General features: G+C 48.0%; 15 protein-coding genes. 11 read left to right on the top strand and 4 right to left on the bottom strand.

The annotated features are described in order from the left end of the window. Entirely contained in the window at positions 1–582 is a 582-nt protein-coding gene (locus AC438_RS10075) for a histidine phosphatase family protein (RefSeq protein ID WP_053981137.1), read from the top strand. Here the strand turns inward: AC438_RS10075 and AC438_RS10070 are convergent. Beyond that, positions 514–1266, bottom strand: a complete 753-nt coding sequence (locus AC438_RS10070; protein WP_053981136.1) for a peptidylprolyl isomerase — start codon at positions 1264–1266, stop codon at positions 514–516. The genes AC438_RS10075 and AC438_RS10070 overlap by 69 nt on opposite strands. Positions 1267–1668: 402 nt before the next feature. On the opposite strand from AC438_RS10070, the gene AC438_RS10065 reads away from it, so the two are divergent. Then, positions 1669–10128 (top strand): LamG domain-containing protein, encoded by an 8460-nt coding sequence (locus AC438_RS10065; RefSeq protein WP_053981135.1) that lies wholly within the window; start codon positions 1669–1671, stop codon positions 10126–10128. A 151-nt stretch (positions 10129–10279) separates the two neighbouring features. Here the strand turns inward: AC438_RS10065 and AC438_RS10060 are convergent, their stop codons facing one another. Continuing rightward, on the bottom strand, positions 10280–12025 hold the full coding sequence (locus tag AC438_RS10060) for a proline--tRNA ligase (protein ID WP_053981134.1): 1746 nt from the start codon (positions 12023–12025) through the stop codon (positions 10280–10282). 232 nt (positions 12026–12257) lie between these two features. After that, complete coding sequence (locus AC438_RS10055; RefSeq protein ID WP_053981133.1) at positions 12258–12710, bottom strand: HU family DNA-binding protein; 453 nt, start codon at positions 12708–12710, stop codon at positions 12258–12260. Positions 12711–13094: 384 nt separating this feature from the next. Between AC438_RS10055 and AC438_RS10050 the strand changes: the two genes are divergently transcribed. From AC438_RS10050 to AC438_RS10025, 6 genes are all read left to right on the top strand, one after another. Continuing rightward, the gene (locus AC438_RS10050) at positions 13095–13367 is read left to right on the top strand and encodes an FmdB family zinc ribbon protein (protein ID WP_053981132.1); all 273 of its coding nucleotides are present in this window, start codon (positions 13095–13097) and stop codon (positions 13365–13367) included. A 78-nt stretch (positions 13368–13445) separates the two neighbouring features. Then, positions 13446–15227: an aspartate--tRNA ligase gene (gene aspS, locus AC438_RS10045; protein ID WP_053981131.1), complete on the top strand. Its 1782-nt coding sequence runs from the start codon at positions 13446–13448 to the stop codon at positions 15225–15227. A 227-nt stretch (positions 15228–15454) separates the two neighbouring features. Beyond that, a complete protein-coding gene (gene pyrF / locus AC438_RS10040) occupies positions 15455–16198 on the top strand; it encodes an orotidine-5'-phosphate decarboxylase (RefSeq protein ID WP_238376363.1) in 744 nt (247 codons plus the stop codon). Continuing rightward, positions 16195–16878, top strand: coding sequence for a (d)CMP kinase (gene cmk / locus AC438_RS10035; protein ID WP_053981129.1), 684 nt, complete (start codon positions 16195–16197; stop codon positions 16876–16878). The genes pyrF and cmk overlap by 4 nt, the downstream gene beginning before the upstream one ends. Positions 16879–17090: 212 nt before the next feature. Continuing rightward, on the top strand, positions 17091–17402 hold the full coding sequence (locus AC438_RS10030; RefSeq protein ID WP_053981128.1) for a lipopolysaccharide assembly protein LapA domain-containing protein: 312 nt from the start codon (positions 17091–17093) through the stop codon (positions 17400–17402). Positions 17403–17438: 36 nt separating this feature from the next. Next, positions 17439–18662 carry a hypothetical protein gene (locus AC438_RS10025; protein WP_053981127.1) on the top strand — a complete coding sequence of 408 codons (1224 nt, stop codon included), beginning with the start codon at positions 17439–17441 and terminating at the stop codon, positions 18660–18662. 1 nt (position 18663) lies between these two features. Here the strand turns inward: AC438_RS10025 and AC438_RS10020 are convergent, their stop codons facing one another. Beyond that, positions 18664–19212 (bottom strand): SMI1/KNR4 family protein, encoded by a 549-nt coding sequence (locus tag AC438_RS10020; protein ID WP_053981126.1) that lies wholly within the window; start codon positions 19210–19212, stop codon positions 18664–18666. 329 nt (positions 19213–19541) lie between these two features. On the opposite strand from AC438_RS10020, the gene AC438_RS10015 reads away from it, so the two are divergent. The 3 genes from AC438_RS10015 to AC438_RS16825 all read left to right on the top strand — a co-directional run bounded on the left by AC438_RS10015 (position 19542) and on the right by AC438_RS16825 (position 21336). Beyond that, positions 19542–19937, top strand: a complete 396-nt coding sequence (locus AC438_RS10015; RefSeq protein ID WP_053981125.1) for a hypothetical protein — start codon at positions 19542–19544, stop codon at positions 19935–19937. Positions 19938–19971: 34 nt separating this feature from the next. Next, complete coding sequence (locus AC438_RS10010) at positions 19972–21093, top strand: putative metalloprotease CJM1_0395 family protein (RefSeq protein WP_053981124.1); 1122 nt, start codon at positions 19972–19974, stop codon at positions 21091–21093. 87 nt (positions 21094–21180) lie between these two features. Beyond that, the gene (locus tag AC438_RS16825; RefSeq protein WP_156317058.1) at positions 21181–21336 is read left to right on the top strand and encodes a hypothetical protein; all 156 of its coding nucleotides are present in this window, start codon (positions 21181–21183) and stop codon (positions 21334–21336) included. The last annotated feature ends 19 nt before the right edge of the window (positions 21337–21355 follow it).

Here is a 21355-nt window from a genome sequence, read left to right as displayed (position 1 = left end):
GTGGCGGTTAAAATTTACGCCATTCGCCATATGCCGGTCGATATGAGCGGTATATGTTATGGCCAAAGTGATGTACTTGCGCAAGCGGCTAGCGCGCAGGTGCTGTGCAAGATCCATCAGCAATTACCCTGCGGCTTTAGTTTACGCACTTCTGTATGCAGGCTATATAGTAGCCCCTTACAGCGATGTGTGGCGTTAGCCCAAGCGCTCTTTCCAGCACAAGTGCTGATCAGTGATGTGCGTTTACAAGAGTTGAACTTTGGGGATTGGGAATTGCAGCCGTGGGATGCGATTGAGCGTGCTCAATTAGACCTATGGGCGCAAGAGCCACTGGCTTTTTGTATGCCAAATGGCGAGAGTTTTGCGCAATTGATTGCACGTGTTGAGCGGTGGTTAGCGAGTTGTGTGAGTCACGAAGAGAGTGAGGCTAATAACCCGTTAGTGGCTGTAACCCATGCAGGGGTGATTCGCGCCTTGGCAGTTATTTGCGGCGGCGCGAGTGTTAAGCAGGCGCTAAACCTTAAAGCGCCTTTTGCGAGCGTGCATGTTTTTGAATACGCATCGAGCGGCAAAAGCCATTAATAACACGGCCAAATATAAAGGCGACCCGCTACCGCCGCTACTTGAACGAGTGCGCGTTGTGGTTTTGGGGTTAAGATTCGCTGCACTGTCAGGGTCTGCATTTAACACCACAATACTCTCGACTATAATCAGGTGCTCTGTGACATTGCTGCCAGCTGTCCAATCTTTTAAGGGGATACCGGTAAAATCGCCGCCTTGATTTGACGGCGGGACCGCTGCAATCGCATCAACAATAGCCATGCCCTGCGTCACCTGACCAAAGACAGTAAAGCCGCCATTTTGATTGTCGAGGTTGCCGGTATTGTCGGCTAAATTAAAAAACCACTGGTTAGTGGCGCTATCGGGGTTGCCGCCTTTTTTTGCCATAGCAATAGTACCGCGAACATTGGCGTAAACGGGTTCATTGCTCACATTAGGCTTGCTAGCGATAGGGGCTATTTTTTGCTCATCATTTAAATAAAAGCCACCACCTTGCACAATAAAGCCCGGAACCGAGCGATGGAAAAAAGTATTGTTATAGCTGTCATCTTCGACATAAGCTAAAAAATTAGCGACAGTCTCGGGGGTGGCGCTGTCAAAAAGCTCGACTTCGATATCGCCCATATTGGTTTGAAACTGCACACTGGTCGCCAATGCCAAGGTGGGGCACAGTAGGAGGGTGGTTGCAATAAGGTGTCTGATCATAATGCCTCTCTTATTATAAATGGTGTGAGTCTAACACGCGTAAACACCTATTTTGTGAAGGTTTGTAATCACTGTAAAGGTTTTTGAGTGACTTTTGCTATTGGGGGCGAAGCAATAATAGTTTGTTCAATGAAACGTAGCGTTCTGTTTTTTCGGCAAAGCGCTCGAAGGGGTGAATGCTGGGGCGCGTAAGGCTTTGAGCAACGTAGCAGAGGAAGCACAAAATAAGTATTATTGGATAATGTATTTTTTCCTTGTCCCTTAGGTCGCTGTTGTTGGAAAGTCGCGTAATTAAGCCTTCAAACCGTCGGTCGCACAGGGTACACACTTGATAAGGCACTTGTCTCTAAAGCGCCAAAGCTCAACTAAGCTGAATAGACTGTTGTATTCGAGGCTTGTGTGGTGCGTTTACTAGACACTTTTCTTGTTCGTTGTATAGCCACTGTTCTTGCGGTTATTACGCTGTATTTGCCATATAGCGCACATGCGTCGCTGGCGGCGCAGTGGCACTTTAATGAAGACGCTTGGAATGGCACCGCCGGTGAAATTAAAGACAGTAGCGGCCAAGGCTATAACATGAGTTTGGTGAGCAATGGCGGCTACCCCAGTAATGCGCTAACCGCGCCAGCGATCACGGGCGACCCAGGTACTTGCCGCTACGGTGTTTTTGATGGTGCCAATGATGGCTATGCCACAGTGAGTGACCCAGGCGTTAATTCTAATTTAGATTTAATGAATAATTTCACAGTGGCGATGTGGATTAACCTTGATGTGATTCCTAGTGACCATGTTTTTGCCATGGAAAAGGGCGCAGGCTTTGCGCTTGAGCTGACGCCTTATGGCAGCGTAGAGGCTTGGTTAAAAATTGATGGTTACTTTAAGTATATCGATACACCGCGCGATACTTTTTCGGTGGGTACATGGGTGCACCTGGCCCTGACTTTTACGAGTGGCCAGCAATACTTGTACATTAATGGCGCTATGGTACGTAGCAGTGCGCATGTTGGGACTTTAGCCGATAATAGCGACCCGCTTAATATTGGCTCAATCAGTTGGGCATCAGAGTATTTTGATGGCTCAATGGATGAAGTGCATATTTATCAGAGTGTACTTAGTGGTGCCGAAATTTCAGCGCTAATGAACAGTACCCAGCCGTGTACAGCGCTCACCCCCTCGCCAGAGCCAACCTTGGTGGGTGAATGGCGCTTTGATGAAAGTGTCTGGGATGGCACCGCCGGTGAAGTTAAAGACAGTAGCGGCCAAGGCTATAACATGAGCTTGGTGAGCAATGGCGGCTACCCCAGTAATGCGCTAACCGCGCCAGCGATCACGGGCGACCCAGGTACTTGCCGCTACGGTGTTTTTGATGGTGCCAATGATGGCTATGCCACAGTGAGTGACCCAGGCATTAATTCTAATTTAGATTTAATGAATAATTTCACAGTGGCGATGTGGATTAACCTTGATGTGATTCCTAGTGACCATGTTTTTGCCATGGAAAAGGGCGCAGGCTTTGCGCTTGAGCTGACGCCTTACGGTACCGTAGAGGCTTGGCTAAAGATAGACGGCTCTTTTCAGTACCTCGATACCGGCAATGTTTTTTCGGTGGGGACTTGGGTGCACCTTGCTTTCACCTTTACCAGTGGTCAGCAATATTTGTACATTAATGGAGCTGTAGCCGGTAGTAGTACGCATGTTGGATCCTTAGCTGATACAAGCGACCCGGTTAACATAGCTTCAATGAGTTGGGCGTCAGAGTATTTTAATGGCTCGATTGATGAGGTGTATATGTATCAAGGTGTTTTAGATGCTACCGAAGTATCGACGCTAATGAACACGACACGACCTTGCTCGGTTAGTTCGCCAGAGCCCACGCTAGTAGGCGAGTGGCGCTTAGATGAAACCGTTGCTTATAGTGGTATTGCCAATGAGGTGCTAGATAGTAGCGGTAATGGTTTGCATGGTGCGGCGAATACGGTGAACCCACCGACAACATCATTTGCCAATCCTGTAACAGCGGGTTCACCGAGTCAGTGCCGTTACGCCGAATTTGTGGAAGGCGTGACTAAAAATATTCTTGTGACTGATAACGATGCGCTAGATTTTGCTGTTGGCGATGAAATCACCCTCATGGCATGGGTTTATCCTACCGCCGCCTCGTTAGCGATAGATGCCGTATTACTCGAGAAATCTAACAACTACATGCTTTATTTAGAAACGGATTTGGCCATAAAGCTATGGGTTTATGGCGATGCTGATCAAAAGGTTTGGAGTAGCACGAAACTGCCAGTCAATACATGGAGCCATGTGGCGGTCACATTCAAAGATGGCGAGCAAAAAATTTATATCAACGGCATGTTAGATAACAGCGCGTCAAGAAGTTTGGCGGGTGCGGCTGGCAATACCGAAATGTTTAAAATTGGAGATGGCACGCAAGATTTGGGCGCTAATGTCGATGAAGTACGCTTTTACCGAGGGTTGCTCACTGCGAGTGATATTAGCGCGGCGATGAATGAAACACGGGCGTGCCCAGCCGGTACAGAGCCAGTTGCTTTGGTGGCGCAATGGAATTTTGATGAATTGAGTTGGGATGGCTCGCTAGGCGGTATTCTTGATAGTAGCGGTAATAATTACCACGCCACAGTGGTTTTAGATGGTGTGTTGGGGCCCAATACGGCAAACACCGATCCGGTGGTTGCCGGCGGTACAGGCACCTGCCACTACGGGGTATTTGATGATAACGATGGCTCTTATATTGAGCTCGTTGACCCTGGGGATAGCTCGGTATTTGATATGGGGCCTAGCGATAGCTACTCGATTGCTGCTTGGGTACGGCTCGATACCGAGCCGACCTCGCGAGGTCAAATATTACGCAAGGGTAAAAACTACCGTTTTTACGTCGAAAATGATAAAATCCTAACACTGCAATGGTCGATGAATGATATCGAGTATTTTGTTGCAGCGGATAGTCATATATTAAACCTCGATACTTGGTATCACGTGGCCGCAACAGTTACGCCAGATGAGCAAAAGCTCTATATTAACGGAGCTCTCGTCAAAACGGCTAATATCGCGATTGTAGCGACACAGACGAACAATGCTAAAGTGACGCTGGGCGATTCGCTCAGCGGTAATGCCTCAGGGTTTGAGGGAGCGATTGACGAGGTGCGCCTATTCAGAGGCGCCCTGAATATTGATGAAATAAATAACCTCAAAAATCAGACGCGAACATGCCCTGTTGAGGCCGCGGTGCTGATTGCTGAATGGCGATTTGACGAGCCCCTTTGGAATGGTACCGAAGGGGAAGTGCTTGATAGCGCGGGTGCTCATCCAGCCACCTCGACCCTTAAAGGCGATTACCCCACAACAGAGCTCGCGACACCGGCGCTAGGTGCGAGTGTGGGCACTTGCCGCTATGCGCAGTTTAATGGTGCCCAAGATGGCGTGATTACATTAGACGATCCCGGTAACAATTCTGATTTTGATCAGCTGTCTTTATCGGTTAGCTTTTGGCTTAATCCGTCGGCATTTCCAGTGAGTGACTTTCATACGGTATGGGCAAAAGGTGACTCTTTTGATGTGCTATTAACCCCTTCACAGACTGTGCGATTATCATGGTTTGATAGCGTGGCGTGGCACAATTTGGCGAGTACAACGGTTTTGCCTGCGAATACGTGGACGCATGTGGCCCTCACATTTACCAATGGCGCACAAAAGTTATATATCAATGGCGTTTTGGATAATAGCTCTGGCTTCGCGATGGATATGAAAAATAATAACGCGACTATTTTCTTAGGCGGCGATGACTTGATTGATAGCCGTTCATTAGACGGCTTGTTGGATGAATTTCGTTTTTATTCGGGGGTTTTACAGGCTTCAGAGGTCGCGGCCATTTATACGGACACACGTCCCTGCCCTGCAGGCAGTATGACAGAACTCATAGCCCAGTGGCGACTCGATGCATTAAGCTGGGACGGCACGGCCAACGAAGTACAAGACAGCAGTACGAATGGCTACCATGGCGCGGCCAATAGTGCCGAAACCCCGCCTGTTACCGCTAACGAAACGCCAGTTGTGGCCGGTGATACTGGTACCTGTCGCTACGGGGTGTTTGAAGCTTCGACTAATACAGAGCTTGTTATTCCCGACCCGGGAACCGATTCAGACTTTGATTTTGACGACAGCGATGCCTATTCGATGGCTGCTTGGGTGTATTTAGATGGCGAACCTGCGTTGCCAGGTACGGTATTACGTAAAAATAATAATTACCAATTACTCATATCCGATGCCAAAAAAGTCGTTTTATCGTGGGGTGATCAAGGCGGTCCACAGACGCTTAAGGGAGATATTGCACTGGCAATTAATACTTGGCACCATATTGCCGTCACGGTGACACCTAGCGCGCGGACTATTTATGTGGATGGCGTTCAAGATGTGGTGAGTGCACAGACTGTTAACGGTGTAGAAACTGACGACTCGCCTATCATGATCGGTGGTAAAGAAGCGGGACTGAGCGCCTACGATTTTAATGGTTACATCGATGAGGTTAATCTCTACCGCGGTGAGTTGACGGCGAGTCAAATCAACACGCTCAAAAATGATGTGCGTACCTGTCCTGATGAACCTGCTGCGCTTATTGCCGAATGGCGCTTTGATGAGTTTGTGTGGAATGGCTCGGCCGGTGAGGTGCGCGATAGCAGCCCCAATGAGCTACATGGTACTGCCGAAGCGGGCGTGACGCCAACAACTCACAACGTTAACCCCGCGCTCAGTGGCGCGGTGGGTACCTGTGGCTATGGTGAGTTTTTAGCCGAAGGCAATACTAAAATTGATGTGGCCGATCCTGGTATTGAATCCGTCTTGGATATGAGCGAGAACGATTCGCTCTCTATCAGTGCGTGGGTCAATATTGACCCTGCGGCCTCGCAGGCAGGTTTTATTGTGCGCAAGCATGATAATTATCGATTGCTCGTAGAAACGGATAATACTATTGGCTTTCGATGGAAAGACAGTGGCACCAACTTTCAGTTTAACTCGACAACGGCACTCACGCGGGGCGAGTGGTATCACGTGGCAGTGGTGATTAAACCTAATTTACGCACCATCTATATTAATGGTGTAGCGGATGCAACTGATACCCGTATAGCGGTTGATCTGCTAGAAACCGACTTTCCACTGTATATCGGCGGTATTGCCGATGGCGGGGGTGATACCTATGGTTTTTATGGTTTATTAGATGAGCTCCGTATTTATCAAGGTGCGCTAACGAGTGCACAGGTGAGCGAGCTAATGACGCAAAGTCGGACATGTCCGCAAACCGCGGATAGCTTAGTGGCGCAGTGGAGTTTTGAGCAGTGGGAGTATAATGGTACCGCCGGCGAGCTATTGGACTCTACCAGTAATGCCTTGCATGCCGACGGTATTACTGGAGGGACAGCACTCTATCCGCCCACAAGCTCAGTTAACCCTGCAATAGATGGCTCGCCGGGTACGTGCCGCTATTTTGATGGCTCGCGTAGTAATGGCGCTTTTACATTACTTGACCCTGGGAACGATTCGGCACTTGATGCCAAGTCATACACTATTAGTGCATGGGTTAAATTAAAGGCGTCAGGGGGGGTAGACAGCGCGATACTCACTAAAGGAGGAAACTATAGTTTGCGGGTGACAGGTGAAGGAGGCCTGAGTAACTGGCTGTGGGATACCTATTCATCGGCGTGGGTCGGGCACGAGTCAGCGCCAGGTTTACTGACCGTGGGTACATGGCACCACGTTGCAGCGACTTATACCGATGGCGAGCAAAATTATTATGTGGATGGGGTTTTAGCTCAAAGCTTAGCGCTAGCGAGCTCACCAGATATTACCAATAATGAGGTCTATATAGGGACGAACTTCGACAATAGCCGTTTAGCCAACGTGGCACTGGATGAATTGCGCTTGTATAACCGAGTGTTAAATGCATCTGAGGTGAATGCTGTCATGGGCGAAACCCGTGCTTGCGCTACACTTGCCGATTATTTGGTGGCTGAATGGCGCTTTGATGAAGACGAACAGTGGCGTGCAGTTGCCAACGAAATGAAAGACAGTGCAAGCCAGAGTTTGCACGGTGTTGCAGTCAATGATGGTGGCGTACCTCAGCGCGCCTTTACCTCGCCGGCGGTAGGCACTGTAGGGGCGGGTACCTGCGCCTATGCCGATTTTTCAACCAATGATGGCTACTTTAGTATTGCCGACCCAGGCCCTAACTCGCCACTGGATATGGCGACTGAGTATTCTATCGTATTGTGGGCTAGACCTCATGAGCATCCAGGCGCTAATGCGACCAACCTATACTCTAAAAATACCCAAGGTGAGTTACGTTTAGTGAAAAACACAGGCCAATTAGCCTATTTTTGGCGGCACGATGGCGACTGGTACAATGTTAAAACCCCCAATGCCGTCGCATTAAACACTTGGCAGCATATTGCCGCGACCTATAAAAACGGTTCGCAAAAAATTTATATCGATGGTGTAGAAATTGTTGCACAAACGCATACAGGGGGTGTTGAGGTTAACGATACTGCTATATTGGTTGGCCGCGATGACGGTGCACTTGACACTTTTGTGGGCGATATTGATGAATTACGTCTTTATAGTAAAGCCCTGACTGCCGAGCATATTCAAAGTGTCATGAGTGATACGCGTACGTGTTCTACGGCGTATCTTCCTGCCAGTATTGAGGTCAGCAGCCTCAGTACTGCTAGCACTTGCGCCCCGCATGCTATAACGGTGAGCATTAAAAATGATAGCGGTAATATTATTACCGATTATGTTGGCACCGTAACGCTAAACACCAGCACAGGCCACGGCGATTGGGCGACTACCGGTATTGCAGGTGATGCCTACGGTAGCTTAAGCGTTGGCAGTAGCGATAGCGGTACAGCCACTTATACCTTTAGTGCCGATGATAAAGGGAGTGTGACTTTGCACTTAGCAAACCCGCGCTCGGAGTCGTTGACAGTGGCCGTTGTGGAATCGCTCGCTGGTGCTACAGGTGTCTCGTCTGCGATTGGTTTTACGACGAATACGTTTGAGTTGACGTTTTTATCGCACGGCAATCGCACGGTGGGTTTACCCGGTATTTGGCGTCTCGATATGTTGTCGGTAGACCCCGATACAGGAAGTTGCTCGGTCAATAATACCTACAACCAAACCAATATAAAAATATGGCTCGATCGTCGAGACGGTGATGGGGGGGGCGCGGTGCCGACAGTGGTCGATAACAACTCGGGCAGCACAGCCACGGTCGTTGATAGCGAGCCTGCGAGCAACAACTTTAACTTAACCTTTGTGAATGGTAGTGCGCAGTTTACTTTATATACCACCGACGTCATTCGTTTTAGATTGCGTGTTGCCGACGATTCGCTCAGCTTTGCGCAAACTGTACTCAGCGACTCGGCAGATGATCAAAACTATACGCCATTTGGGTATTTTGTTTCTGTGAGTGGTAACCCATCGGCAACGACGGCAGCTGGGGCAAAGTTTAAAGATGCAGGCAGCCCCTTTAGCGTCACTGTTAGCGCGGTAGCTTGGCAGGCCGAAGATGATCTTGATGGTAACACGATACCCGATGGTCACAATACCGCGGGGCTCTCCACACGCGCTGACCTATCTAATAACCCCGTTATTGCGAGTATTGGTAGCGAAAACCCACCCGAATCGATTACATTGACTGCGTCGCTGTTGTTGCCTGCCGGTGGTAATAACCCAGGTTTGCAAGATGCGGCTGGCGGCAATGGCCATATTATTACTCAGTTTAGTCAAGGTACCGGTAGTGCTGATACCTTATATTTTGATGAGGTAGGCATTATAGAAATTAAAGCTGAGGTGACCGACGGCAAGTATTTTAGTAAAACTGCGGATAAAACGGCTACCAGTCAAAGCTACTCGCAGCCGGTAGGGCGTTTTTCAGCGGCTAAGTTTATGTTTAACTCGGGCACCTTAGCCTCGGCATGCACTACGGGGTTAGATTTTGCGTATATGGAACAAAACTTTACCGGTGAATTTACGTTTACCCCTCAAAGCAAGAATAACAATACCCTACAAAACTATCACAGTGGATTTAACAAATTAACGATCGGGGATTTTGAGTTTTATGCTCGCGACAATAATACCGGCGCATTGTTAACCGACCGCTTAGCGGCGACGGTCAATAGCTTGTCATGGTCGGGTAGTACTGGCACGGCGAATGCCACGTTTAATATTGCACGTGCGAGCGCCCCCGATGGGCCCTATACAACAGTCGGTGTGAGTACGTATTTTAATGATATGGATAATAGTAACCTTAAAAATGCGAGTAAGAATACCGATGGCGATGGTGATGGCTCTGCTGAAAGTGCGTTAATTGAGGCTACCGAGCTACGCTTTGGTCGCTTGCGCTTAGGAGATGCCCATGGCCCCGAAACATATCGCTTGAATGTACCGTTGGTCGTGGAGTATTGGCAAAACCCTGACTGGCTCATTAATGAAGATGATAGCTGCACAGTGTTACCGCTAACAGCTATTCATTATCCAAGTGGTACAGCGAATGCGTCTGCTAATCGAACAGTGACGTTAGGTGGTGGCTCAACGGTGGGGCAGTATGCGGGCTTAGGAGCGGGTGTTGTTCCTTTTATTGCCGGTGAAATCGAGCATAGTTTTAGCGCACCTGGTGTGGGGAATGTGGGTAGCTTCAATACCTTTATTGATTTAACGACCTTCCCTTGGTTGCAGTATGATTGGAATGCCGACGGCAGCTATACCGATAGCCAGACACCCGACAACCATGTTAATTTTGGGAGTTATCGAGGTCATGACAGAATGATCTTTTGGCAGGAATATTAAACAGCCAGTCAAGGGCCTGAGTAGCTGGCTGTTTAATGACTCGCGTTTGACACACACAAAACACACAAGCGTTTAAAAGCCAAAAGCCAGTGTACTAGGCGCGGGCTTTTGGCGACAGTGACCGATGGCCGGTCTATAGCTCGTAGGTAATTTAGCCTGTGATTTTAGCGATTAATGTGTCCGCAATCGCGCTGGCCTCAAGTTGTGTTGACTCGGCATCGCGACGGTATTTATACTCAATCTCACCTTTTTCTAAGCCTCTATCACCGATAACCACGCGATGAGCAATCCCTACTAGCTCGATATCGGCTAGCATACTGCCTAAACGTGCCTTAGGTTCGTCCATCAAAATAGCATCGATACCTTGCTGCTTTAAGGTGTTATACAGTGTTTCGCAGGCTTCGCGTACGGCTTCTGACTTATGGATGTTGATCGGTACAATAGCTACTTGAAACGGTGCAATAGCTTCAGGCCAAATAATACCGGCGGCATCATTATTTTGTTCAATGGCTGCGGCGACAACACGGCTAATACCAATCCCGTAACACCCCATCGTCATTACGCTATCTTTGCCGTTAGCATCCAATACCGAAGCTTTCATGGCTTGTGAGTACTTGTCGCCCAGCTGAAAAATATGCCCCACTTCAATACCGCGTTTAATGATGATGTTGCCGCTACCACAAGGCGATGGGTCACCCGCTTGCACGTTGCGAATATCTTCAGTACGTGTGTAGCTGGCATTGGTTGTCCAGTTGCTATTTAACGTGTGAAAGCCGTCTTTATTGGCGCCGCACACAAAATTGACACATGCAGCGGCTGTGCGGTCGGCAATCACCGTTATCTCGGCAAGCGCGCCATCGCGGTTAATCGGCCCCAGCGAACCTGGCGCAACACCGGTGGCAGCCAAAATTTGTGTATCGGTGGCAAAAGTTAAAGGTGCTGCAATTTCGGGTATTTTTTCGGCTTTCACTTCATTAAGTTCGTGGTCACCGCGCAGGCACAGCGCAACAAGCGGTTGCTTGCCTGTGTCGTCGTCTTTCTCGCCCAATACAAATAACGTTTTGACAATAGAGGTGGTGTCGATTTTTAAAAACTGTGCGATATCATCGATTGTTTTTTGGTTTGGCGTGGCGATATCTTCGGCATTGGGGTTGACCACTTCTGTGCTAGGTGCCGGCGCTAGGGCTTCGGCCTTTTCGATATTAGCGGCGTAATCACTGCCGTCACTAAAGGCAATGTCGTCTTCGCCGCTTTCGGCTAGCACGTGAAATTCGTGCGAACCCGAACCGCCAATCGAGCCGGTGTCAGCTTCTACGGGGCGAAAGTTTAAACCTAAGCGGGTAAAGATTGCACAGTAGGCGCCATGCATTTTTTGGTAGGTGTCTTCTAATGAAGCCTGATCAACATGGAAAGAATAAGCATCTTTCATGATGAATTCTCGCGAGCGCATGACACCAAAACGAGGCCGTACTTCATCGCGAAATTTGGTTTGAATTTGATAAAAGTTTGCAGGGAGTTGCTTGTAACTTTTGAGTTCGCTACGGACTAAATCGGTAATGACCTCTTCATGTGTTGGGCCCAAGCAAAAGTCATTGCTATGGCGATCGTTAAAACGTGTCAGTTCTGCGCCAAATTGCTCCCAGCGGCCAGACTCTTGCCAGAGCTCGGCCGGCTGCACCACGGGCATCAGTACTTCTTGTGCACCGACGTTATTCATCTCTTCACGCACAATTGTTTCAACTTTACGTAACACTTTAAGGCCCAAAGGCAACCACGAATAGAGGCCAGAAGAGAGCTTGCGGATCATACCGGCGCGTAGCATTAATTGGTGGCTAATGACAACGGCATCGGAGGGGGTTTCTTTTTGGGTCGCGATTAAAAACTGGCTTGCGCGCATAATGTGTGGCACCTAGTAAAAGCAATGTGCTTGTTGATGAATTCAAAAAGTAGAGTGTCGCTAATGCGCTAAATATGAACTAGCAGTGAGCGCATTTGGGGTGTTAGTGTCATTTTAAGTGAGCTTAGCGAGCTTGTCAGCGTCTAAGTTGTGACTTTTAGAGCAGGCATAAAACGGCAGGCACAAAAAAAGGGGCAACGCCCCTTTTACAATCACAAAATAGTCATTGTGTTTATAGCGCCATTTCTTTTAGTTTTTTGAGTGGGCGCACTTTTACCGCAATACTGGCAGGCTTCGCTTTAAAGATGGTTTCTTCGCCATTAAAGGGGTTGATGCCTTTGCGTGCTTTGGTTGCTGGCTTTTTAACGGTCACAATTTTTAACAGGCCAGGTAAAGTAAACTCGCCGACGGCACGTTTTTTAATGTGGGCTTCAATAATGTTATCGAGTTCGCCAAATACGGCAATGACGTCTTTGCGGTTGAGCTCGGTCACTTCACAAATGCGGTTGATAATGTCCGTTTTAGTATAGCGCTCTTGTAAGGCTTTTAACGCTTTTACTTTGGCGGCGGGTGCGGGCTTAGCAGCTGCTTTACGCACGGGAGCTTTCGCGGGAGCTTTGACAGCAGCTTTGCGAGCCGGAGCTTTACGGACAGGGGCTTTGGCTGGCGCTTTACGTGGTGGCATGTGGTTTCCTCTTGTGTGCTTCAATGATCAAAATTTTGTTATTAAAATATATTATGTGGTGCGCGGGGCGCGCGCAACAACCTCGGTACTGGCTGTTTTGCGGTATATATAGAGTAAAGTAGCCTATGCAGCAATAAAAAATTCTAAAAACCCCTATAAAACAGGCTAAAACACGATTTTTTTATAGTTAAGCGACAAAAGAGTCTTTTTTTAGGGGCGATCGCTCGCTGGCGTGATGATGTATATCACTGAGGATTGCTGTGATTAGCACTTGCTTGTGCTTGGGTGTGCTCATGTATAATGCCGCACTTTTGTTTTGCTATGATGCACGCTTGAGCATTGATTGAGCAAAACGCGCTGTTAACAAGACTGTAGGAGTGAGTAATGCCTATTTATGAATACCGATGCACTGAGTGTGGTCATGAGTTAGAAGCGTTGCAAAAAATGAGTGATGCCCCATTAATTGACTGTCCAGAGTGTTCAAATCCGTCGCTCAGTAAAAAAGTATCGGCCGCAGGGTTTAGGCTGAGCGGTAGTGGGTGGTATGAAACCGATTTTAAATCAGGTAGCAAAAAGAACCTTGCTGGCGATAAAACCGCCCCCAAGGCAGAAAAAAAGACTGACGCTAAACCCAAAGCCGCCAGCAGCAGTAGCTAAGGTTGCGATTAAACATAGATTAAAACACAAGCAGAGTTTGTGATTTTACCCATTGAGAAGGTGATTATAGGAATGAGTATGCGCAGTATTTATTGTGGAGCGGTTCGCCCTGCACAGATCGACACAGAAGTAACACTTTGTGGTTGGGTAGATCGTCGTCGAGACCACGGCGGTGTTATTTTTATTGACCTGCGCGACCGTGATGGCATTGTGCAAGTGGTGTTCGATCCCGATGACCAAGCCAACTTTGAGCTGGCAGATAAAGTTCGTAACGAATATGTCATTCAGGTTAAGGGCATTGTACGTGCACGCTCTGAAGCCACCGCCAACAAAAATATGGCCACGGGCGAAATCGAAGTTTACGGTAAAGCGATTGATATTCTCAATGTGGCTCAAACGCCGCCGTTTCAATTAGATTCGCATATTAGTGTAGGTGAAGATGTTCGTTTGAAGCATCGCTATATTGATTTGCGCCGTTTAGATATGCAGCGCAACTTGCGCTTGCGCTCGAGCATTACAACCGAAATTCGTAACTTTTTACACGATAACGGTTTTTTAGATATTGAAACGCCTATCTTAACGCGTGCGACACCGGAGGGTGCTCGTGATTATTTAGTGCCATCACGTACCCATGAGGGCAAGTTTTTTGCGCTACCTCAGTCACCACAGTTATTTAAGCAGCTACTCATGGTATCGGGGTTTGACCGCTACTACCAAATTGCTAAGTGCTTTCGTGATGAAGATTTACGTGCAGATCGCCAGCCAGAATTCACTCAGATCGATATCGAAACATCGTTTATGTCTGAAGATGAAATCATGGCGATTACTGAAACAATGATTCGTAAACTGTTTAAAGAAACGCTGAATGTTGAATTTGGTGATTTCCCGCGTATGACATTTGCTGAAGCCATGGATAAATACGGCTCAGACAAGCCGGATCTACGTATACCCTTGCAGTTAGTAGAAGTGAAAGACTTAATGACAGAAGTCGATTTCAAAGTCTTCTCGGCTCCTGCAAAAGACCCTAAAGGTCGCGTAGCTGCACTGAAAGTACCGGGTGCTGCAGAGAAGCTTTCACGTAAAAATATCGATGATTACACTAAGTTTGTGAGCATTTATGGCGCCCGCGGCTTAGCCTATATTAAAGTCAATGATGTCACTGATTTAGAGGAAGGTTTGCAATCCCCAATTGTGAAGTTTTTACCTCTAGAAGTACGTAAAGCGTTGATGGAGCGTTTAGAGGCGCAAAATGGCGATATCATCTTCTTTGGTGCTGACAAAGGCAAAATTGTCTCTGAGGCACTCGGTGCATTGCGCTGTAAAATTGGTGCTGATTTAGCCTTGTATACCACCGAGTGGGCACCTATGTGGGTGGTTGATTTTCCGATGTTTGAAGAGTTAGACGGCGGTAAATTTACAGCGTTACATCACCCGTTTACCGCACCATCTTGTTCACCTGAAGAGCTAAAAGCCAACCCAGCCACTGCGTTAAGCCGCGCTTATGACATGGTCGTTAACGGAACTGAACTCGGCGGTGGCTCTGTGCGTATTCACAATCAAGAGATGCAACACGCTGTGTTTGAAATTCTGGGCATTGAGCATGATGAGCAGCGTGAGAAGTTTGGCTTCTTATTGGATGCCCTAAGCCATGGTGCTCCACCGCACGGTGGTTTAGCCTTTGGTTTAGATCGCTTAATTATGCTGATGACTGGCTCTGAATCTATTCGTGATGTGATAGCGTTCCCTAAAACGCAATCGGCAGCGTGTGTCATGACTGATGCGCCAGGCGCAGTGGATACGTTGCAATTGCATGAATTAAACATTGCACTCAAAAAGAAAGCGGATAAAAAAGCGGACTAAGATAATCAGCGCAATGCGTCACGTTTGAGTATTACCTTAAAACCCTGCAGGGCTCTGTGGGGTTTTTTTATACGTTAAAACTGGCGCTTTGAGCATCGGGGGCTGGTTGTGCCCGTGCTATAATCGCGTCGATAAAGAAAGTTCCCTAAGGCTGTTACTGCTTACCTGAGCGGTTACTTTGCGGTAGCACTGAATGGGGTTGTATTATTTTGATTGAGATGAACCTATTGAATACTTCAAATATCACGTTAACCGCAAGCTCCCCTGTTGTCGTTGCTTTAGATGTTGATAATGAAAAAGCCTGCTTAGCATTAGCACGTAAGCTGTCACCGAAACTCTGTCGTGTCAAAGTAGGTAAAGAGCTGTTTACCGCATGCGGGCCTCGTATTGTTGAGCAGTTGCAACACTTAGGCTTTGAGGTGTTTTTGGATTTAAAATTTCACGATATCCCCGTCACAACAGCAAAAGCGGTGAAAACCGCCGCGCAGCTAGGTGTATGGATGGTCAATGTTCATGCGAGTGGCGGTATGCGTATGATGAGTGCTGCTAGCGAAGCCATTGCTAATGTACAGCGTAAACCTTTATTAATTGGCGTCACAGTGCTTACCAGCTCCACCCAGCAAGAGTTGAGTGAGTTGGGCATTGAGCGAACACCCGAGCAGCAAGTGCTCCATCTCGCGGGATTGGTTAAAAATGCTGGTTTAGATGGCGTTGTGTGCTCTGCACAAGAGGCAACAGCGTTGCGCGCCCAAAATGGGCGCGATTTTGCATTGGTGACTCCGGGTATTCGCCCTGCCGGTAGCGATAATCAAGACCAGCGCCGCGTGATGACACCCGAGCAAGCCATGCAAGCGGGTAGTCATTATTTAGTTATCGGTCGGCCTATTACCCAAGCGGCTGACCCTATCGCCGTGTGTGAACAAATTGTGCACTCGTTAACTTTCGATCACACTGCCGTGGAGTCTAAATGATTATCACCGTTGACGGCCCCAGTGGTGCAGGTAAAGGCACTTTGTGCCAGTTGCTTGCTAAGCATACGGGCTTTACCTTACTTGATAGTGGCGCATTGTATCGCCTAACGGCGTTAGCGGCACTGCGTGAGGGCATTGATTTAAGCTGTGAAGAACAAGTGGCTAATATTGCACTGGGTTTAGAGATACACTTCAAACCCACCGAACAGGGAGTACAGGTGTGGCTAGCTGGGCAAGATGTTTCACGCCAAATTCGCGAGGAACATATTGGTATGGCAGCGTCTAAAGTGGCAGCGCTGACGCCTGTACGTAAAGCTTTATTGGTTCGTCAGCGCGCATTTGCTGTCGATGGCCAAGGCTTAATTGCGGATGGCCGAGATATGGGAACGGTGGTTTTCCAAGAGGCTGAGGTGAAATTGTTTTTGACCGCCAGTGCGCAAGAGCGAGCAAGGCGTCGTATTGCGCAGTTAGAGGAGGCCAAATTACACGTTGACCCCGAGCAAATATTGCGCGATATTCAAGAGCGTGACAGGCGGGATACTGAGCGTAAAACATCTCCCTTGATTCCTGCTGCAGATGCCATACTATTAGACTCAACCCATATGGATATTAACGCAGTTTTTGAGCAAGCGTTAAGTGCCTTTGAACATAGTAAGCAACGCAGTGATAGTTTACGTTAGCTGGTATGAGTTATCTCTAAAAGAGTAGTAACTCTCAGAGGTACCGAATGGAGACTAATGGATCATTGTCTGGGCTACTCAAGCTTCCACGGGCGCTGTAAAGCGCTACCGGCGCTTAAATGGCCAGAACATAATCCATCAGCACCCACCAAGTAAAATTTTTCAGCTTGGCTGAATAGTTACAAAGAGTATTACTAACACAAGAGGCAAGCATGGCGCTATTGACAGTATTGGGCAAATGGATAACAAGGCTATTAATGGTGCTCTGGCTATTGGTATTGGGTTTGGCGGTTGTACACTTTGTGATTGAAAATACGAGTACCGTTGCACTGACTTTTTATAAATGGGATTTTACAGCGGTACCTGTACCAACGTTATCTCTCGTGCTCTTAGGTGCTGGTATGCTCGTTGCTTTTTTGTTTTTACTGCCTTGGTTATTATTAATGCAGATGAAAGTACAGCATCTTCGCAAGCAAGTCACTCGGCACCAAAGTGCGTTGAAGTCGGTTGCCAAAGTGCACTAGAGTGCCCCGAGAAGGAGCGTAGGCATCAACGCGTTATTGATTTTTGTATTACTCTTTAGTGCCTTAGTCATTGGCTATTGGCTAGCTAAGTACCCCATTCATCTAAAGCGCAGGCCCCAGCGGTCACCTTCATCGGCGTATTTAGAGCGTTACTACGAAAGTATGCACCTGTTACTGGCCGAGCAGCCTGATGCTGCGATTGATGCATTCATGGCAACACTGGATGTTAACGCCGAGACGCTAGAAGCCCATATGGCGTTAGGTGTAATGTTTAATAAGCGCGGCGAAATCGATCGCGCTATTCGTGTTCATCAAAATATTTTAGCCCACCCGCATTTATCTGCTCGCCAAATACTGCAAGCTCGCTTGGCATTAGCTGAGGATTATCTGTTGGCGGGGTTGTTTGATCGTGCTGAAGTCTTGTATACCGAATTGAGTCAGTGTTGCGAGGTGCCGGTGGCGCAGCAAGCGTTAATAAAGCTTGTTGATGTTTATCAACAAGAAGGTGAATGGCAGCAAGCTATCAATACACTCACGGTGTTATGCGAACATAGTCAGGCGCTTCAAGTGCCGACCAACAACTGCCAGCAAAGTTATCTTGGCCAAGGCCACGACACATCATGTCGCATCACTCAGTGGCGTCAATGGCAGGTGTATTTTTACTGTGAGTGGGCGCAGGTCTGTTTGTTAGAAGGGCATGAGCAACAGGCACAAGCGGTTCTGGCGAAGGCCAGTGTGATCGAAGGCGATATAACGCGTGTACAGATTTTGCAAAGCCAGCTGGCCTCTATGGGGAATAACCCAAAGCAAGCGTTAGCCTTGTTGCAGCAAATCGTGTTAACCAGTTCTCTGTATCACGCGGTGGTTTTACCGTTATGGCTTGAGGCCTTTTATTGTGTTGAACCTGAAGGCAACCCGAATAGGCACTTAGCCGATATTTATCAGCAGCAGCCCTCAGCACTGCTGTTACCGGCGACCGCAAAAGCCATTGCTCAGCAAAGCGGTGAGTCCCAAGCGATTACTTTTTTGGTATCTGCTTTAGCACGCTGGGAAATACTGGCTACAGTACACGAAGCATTGGCTCTGTTGCCGACAACAGCCTATGCACAAATAACGCTACCTTCTATCTTAGCGATTATTGAAAAGCGCTTGGCGCAAGCGCAAGGGTACGAGTGCCGCGTATGCGGCTATCAAGGGCATGAGCATCACTGGCAGTGCCCCAGCTGTAAAAGTTGGGGGGCAGTAGTGGCTAAGCTCTAAGTTACTCCACTTCGGGTGCAATAATGCACAAATCGTCTTTAATCATATTACCGCACTCATCAATAAAAAACGGTGCAATCTGACCGCTAGAGTCAGCCGCCGCCAAAATCATTGACTCCATATAGGTTTCAAATGAATCAGAAAATGTATAGGTGCTGATGCAGGTATCATGAAAGCTAAGGCGATATATGGCTGTATCGCTAGCGTCACAGATGAGGTAGTCAAAATGGCTGTCGTAGTGGGCAATTAATAGTGCTTGAGGCGGTAATGGACTATCGGCGCAGGGTTGGCCGCTTTTAAAGGTAGCCCAATGAAAATCAAACTCTTCGGCTATTTCTTTTAAGTCATCAAAATAAATAGAGCTCCAACCCGCTAAGTGCCCGGCAGAGCGGCCACAAGCCCCTAAAAACGCCCGGTAGGCGGTAGGAAATTGAAGGTTGAAGTGCAATTCCATTGCTTGAATTTCTGTTGAAGGGACTCCTACAAAATCGCCCAGTTGAGCAATATCGTTAGAGATCATTAAGTCTAGCAAGCGCTGGAATGGCATCATAGGGATGATCAAATCTGTAGTGTTTTTATTAATATTTTTATGTCAGGCCTATTCTAGGTTAAAGCGCTTTAACGGCAAACAAAAAAAAGATGTTTGACGTTTTTTAATTTTGAATTAACGTTTATTTCACATAAACCTTAATTTTGACGTTAGTGGGTGCACTTGCGTGACACTTGAAAGGCTTATGCTTGGGAGTATTCTGAGTGCTCATCACTATGCCTTTTTAGTATTAAAGTTTTGATTTAAATCCACTTGCCGACTATTTTTTGTACAGCTTTCCCGTTACACTCACTATGTCTCAGCCGTAAACGATAAGGGGGAGAGTACGCATGAACGCCATTATCCATAATGGTCTCAGCAGCATGCTGCAAAGTCAGCAAGCGATGCAGCAAAGCGCGCATCATATTGCCCGTGCGAAGCCAAGCCTAGAGCCTACTGAGGGATCTACTAGTAACGGCCACAATACGGCGCCATCAAAGACCGATACACCGCTAACAACCGATGCGGCATTGGCCCATGATGCGGTAAATGCACCAAATGATCCGTCGGGTGCTAATCGTGCGGGTGAATTTTCAAACGGGGCGTTACCCGTCAACCAGAGTGCGTATAACCACGCGCAAGAGCTTATCAATTTGCAGCAGCAAAAACAGCTCTTTACGGCGTCCGCGAGTATGGTGAAGGTCGGTGTCGACGCGGTGGGCAGTTTGATTGATGATTACAGTTGATCATACTTGAAGTCGTGGCGAGGAGGTCTTTGATATGAATATTCCTAATGCACTACACCCTTTACCCACAAGCAGTGCCGCGCCTACTGTCAGCTATTCGCCCGCAGCATCAACGCATCAAACGGATCTGCAAGCGAGTGTTTTTAAACCTGTGAGTCAGGTTGCGCAGGCTGAAAAACAAACGGTCGCGTTCAAACCTGGCACCGTGCCTAGTCCACTGCATAATGCCGTTCAAGCTTATGGTTTTGAGCCTGATGTTGCAGCTTCTTTGGTGACTTATGGCGCTAACGGCAAGTTAACAGCGTTACCCGGTGCACGGAGTACCGCTGACGTTATCTTGTCCGGTCAAGCGCGTTCCTCGGCAGAAGAGGGGGCTACGGGTTCTGATGTGGCTGCCACCAGCAATGATCATACAGGTGACAAAAGGTCTATAGGCAATGGCGGAGAATTAAGTGATGAGGCGAACACCGGGCAAGCCCTTGAAACTGAAAAGCAAAAAGCTCAACGTATCAAGGAGCAAGAGCAGGAAGAAATCCGTATGTTGGCTGCGCGTGACCGAGAGGTTAGAACCCACGAACAAGCTCACGCCGCCGTAGGTGGTGCTTATGCTGGTGCACCTAAATATCAATTTGAGCAAGGTCCCGATGGTGTCAATTATGCCATTGGTGGCGAAGTACCTATTGATGTAGGGCCTGCTGCCACGCCGGAGCAAACCCTCGAAAAAGCACAAACCGTTAGGCGTGCGGCGATGGCCCCGTCAGAGCCATCGCCGCAAGATCGGCAAGTGGCACAAGAGGCCACACAATTAGAGGCGCAAGCACGTCAGCAACTTGCGGCACAACGTGCACAAGAACTAGCAGCAAAAAATGAAAGTGGGTCAGCTGAGGTGTCGATAGATCAGGCTGAAATAGAAGCTTCGGCAGAACCTTTAGCGTTGAACGCGCAGAGCGCGAGTATCCGTTTGGCTGATACCGGTTTTGATCATACCGATGCCCGTTCTTCGGGTGCTAGCGCCTCTGACACAGCTAGCCTCAGTGCTGTTGTGACGAGTGCGTCGTCGGACGAGCGTACATCAGACGATTTGACATCGCGTATTGCCCAAGCTTATCGTGCAGTGAGCGAACCGATCGATGAGCATTTACGCGTTTTGGCTTAGCGATATCTTATTTGATATGAATCAAGTGGTGCTTGAGCGATTGTACTAACCTATTAAAAATAAATAAGTCTTTAATAGGAGGCTGTCATGCCATTTGATTTTGTAATTAGTCTGAGTTTAATAATTGTTGTCGCTATGCTGGTAGGTATGGGCTATGCCATTCGTTTTGCCGCGAAGCATATTGCAGAAGATGCCAAAAAAGCCGAATACAATCATGCATCCTCATGTGATGTACAACCATAATATGCTAGTAAGCGAACAT

The sequence above is a fragment of the Marinagarivorans algicola genome (assembly GCF_001292705.1).
Classification (GTDB): Bacteria; Pseudomonadota; Gammaproteobacteria; order Pseudomonadales; family Cellvibrionaceae; genus Marinagarivorans; species Marinagarivorans algicola.
This window is presented reverse-complemented; position numbering and strand designations above follow the sequence as displayed.

Excerpts from the sequence above, each read along its gene's own strand:
- AC438_RS10050 (WP_053981132.1), top strand. The coding sequence starts at position 13,095 with ATGCCTATTTATGAATACCGATGCACTGAGTGTGGTCATGAGTTAGAA.
- AC438_RS10010 (WP_053981124.1), top strand. The coding sequence starts at position 19,972 with ATGAATATTCCTAATGCACTACACCCTTTACCCACAAGCAGTGCCGCG.
- AC438_RS10030 (WP_053981128.1), top strand. The coding sequence starts at position 17,091 with ATGGCGCTATTGACAGTATTGGGCAAATGGATAACAAGGCTATTAATG.
- AC438_RS10060 (WP_053981134.1), bottom strand. The coding sequence starts at position 12,025 with ATGCGCGCAAGCCAGTTTTTAATCGCGACCCAAAAAGAAACCCCCTCC.
- AC438_RS16825 (WP_156317058.1), top strand. The coding sequence starts at position 21,181 with ATGCCATTTGATTTTGTAATTAGTCTGAGTTTAATAATTGTTGTCGCT.
- AC438_RS10070 (WP_053981136.1), bottom strand. The coding sequence starts at position 1,266 with ATGATCAGACACCTTATTGCAACCACCCTCCTACTGTGCCCCACCTTG.
- aspS (WP_053981131.1), top strand. The coding sequence starts at position 13,446 with ATGCGCAGTATTTATTGTGGAGCGGTTCGCCCTGCACAGATCGACACA.
- AC438_RS10020 (WP_053981126.1), bottom strand. The coding sequence starts at position 19,212 with ATGATGCCATTCCAGCGCTTGCTAGACTTAATGATCTCTAACGATATT.
- AC438_RS10055 (WP_053981133.1), bottom strand. The coding sequence starts at position 12,710 with ATGCCACCACGTAAAGCGCCAGCCAAAGCCCCTGTCCGTAAAGCTCCG.
- cmk (WP_053981129.1), top strand. The coding sequence starts at position 16,195 with ATGATTATCACCGTTGACGGCCCCAGTGGTGCAGGTAAAGGCACTTTG.
- AC438_RS10015 (WP_053981125.1), top strand. The coding sequence starts at position 19,542 with ATGAACGCCATTATCCATAATGGTCTCAGCAGCATGCTGCAAAGTCAG.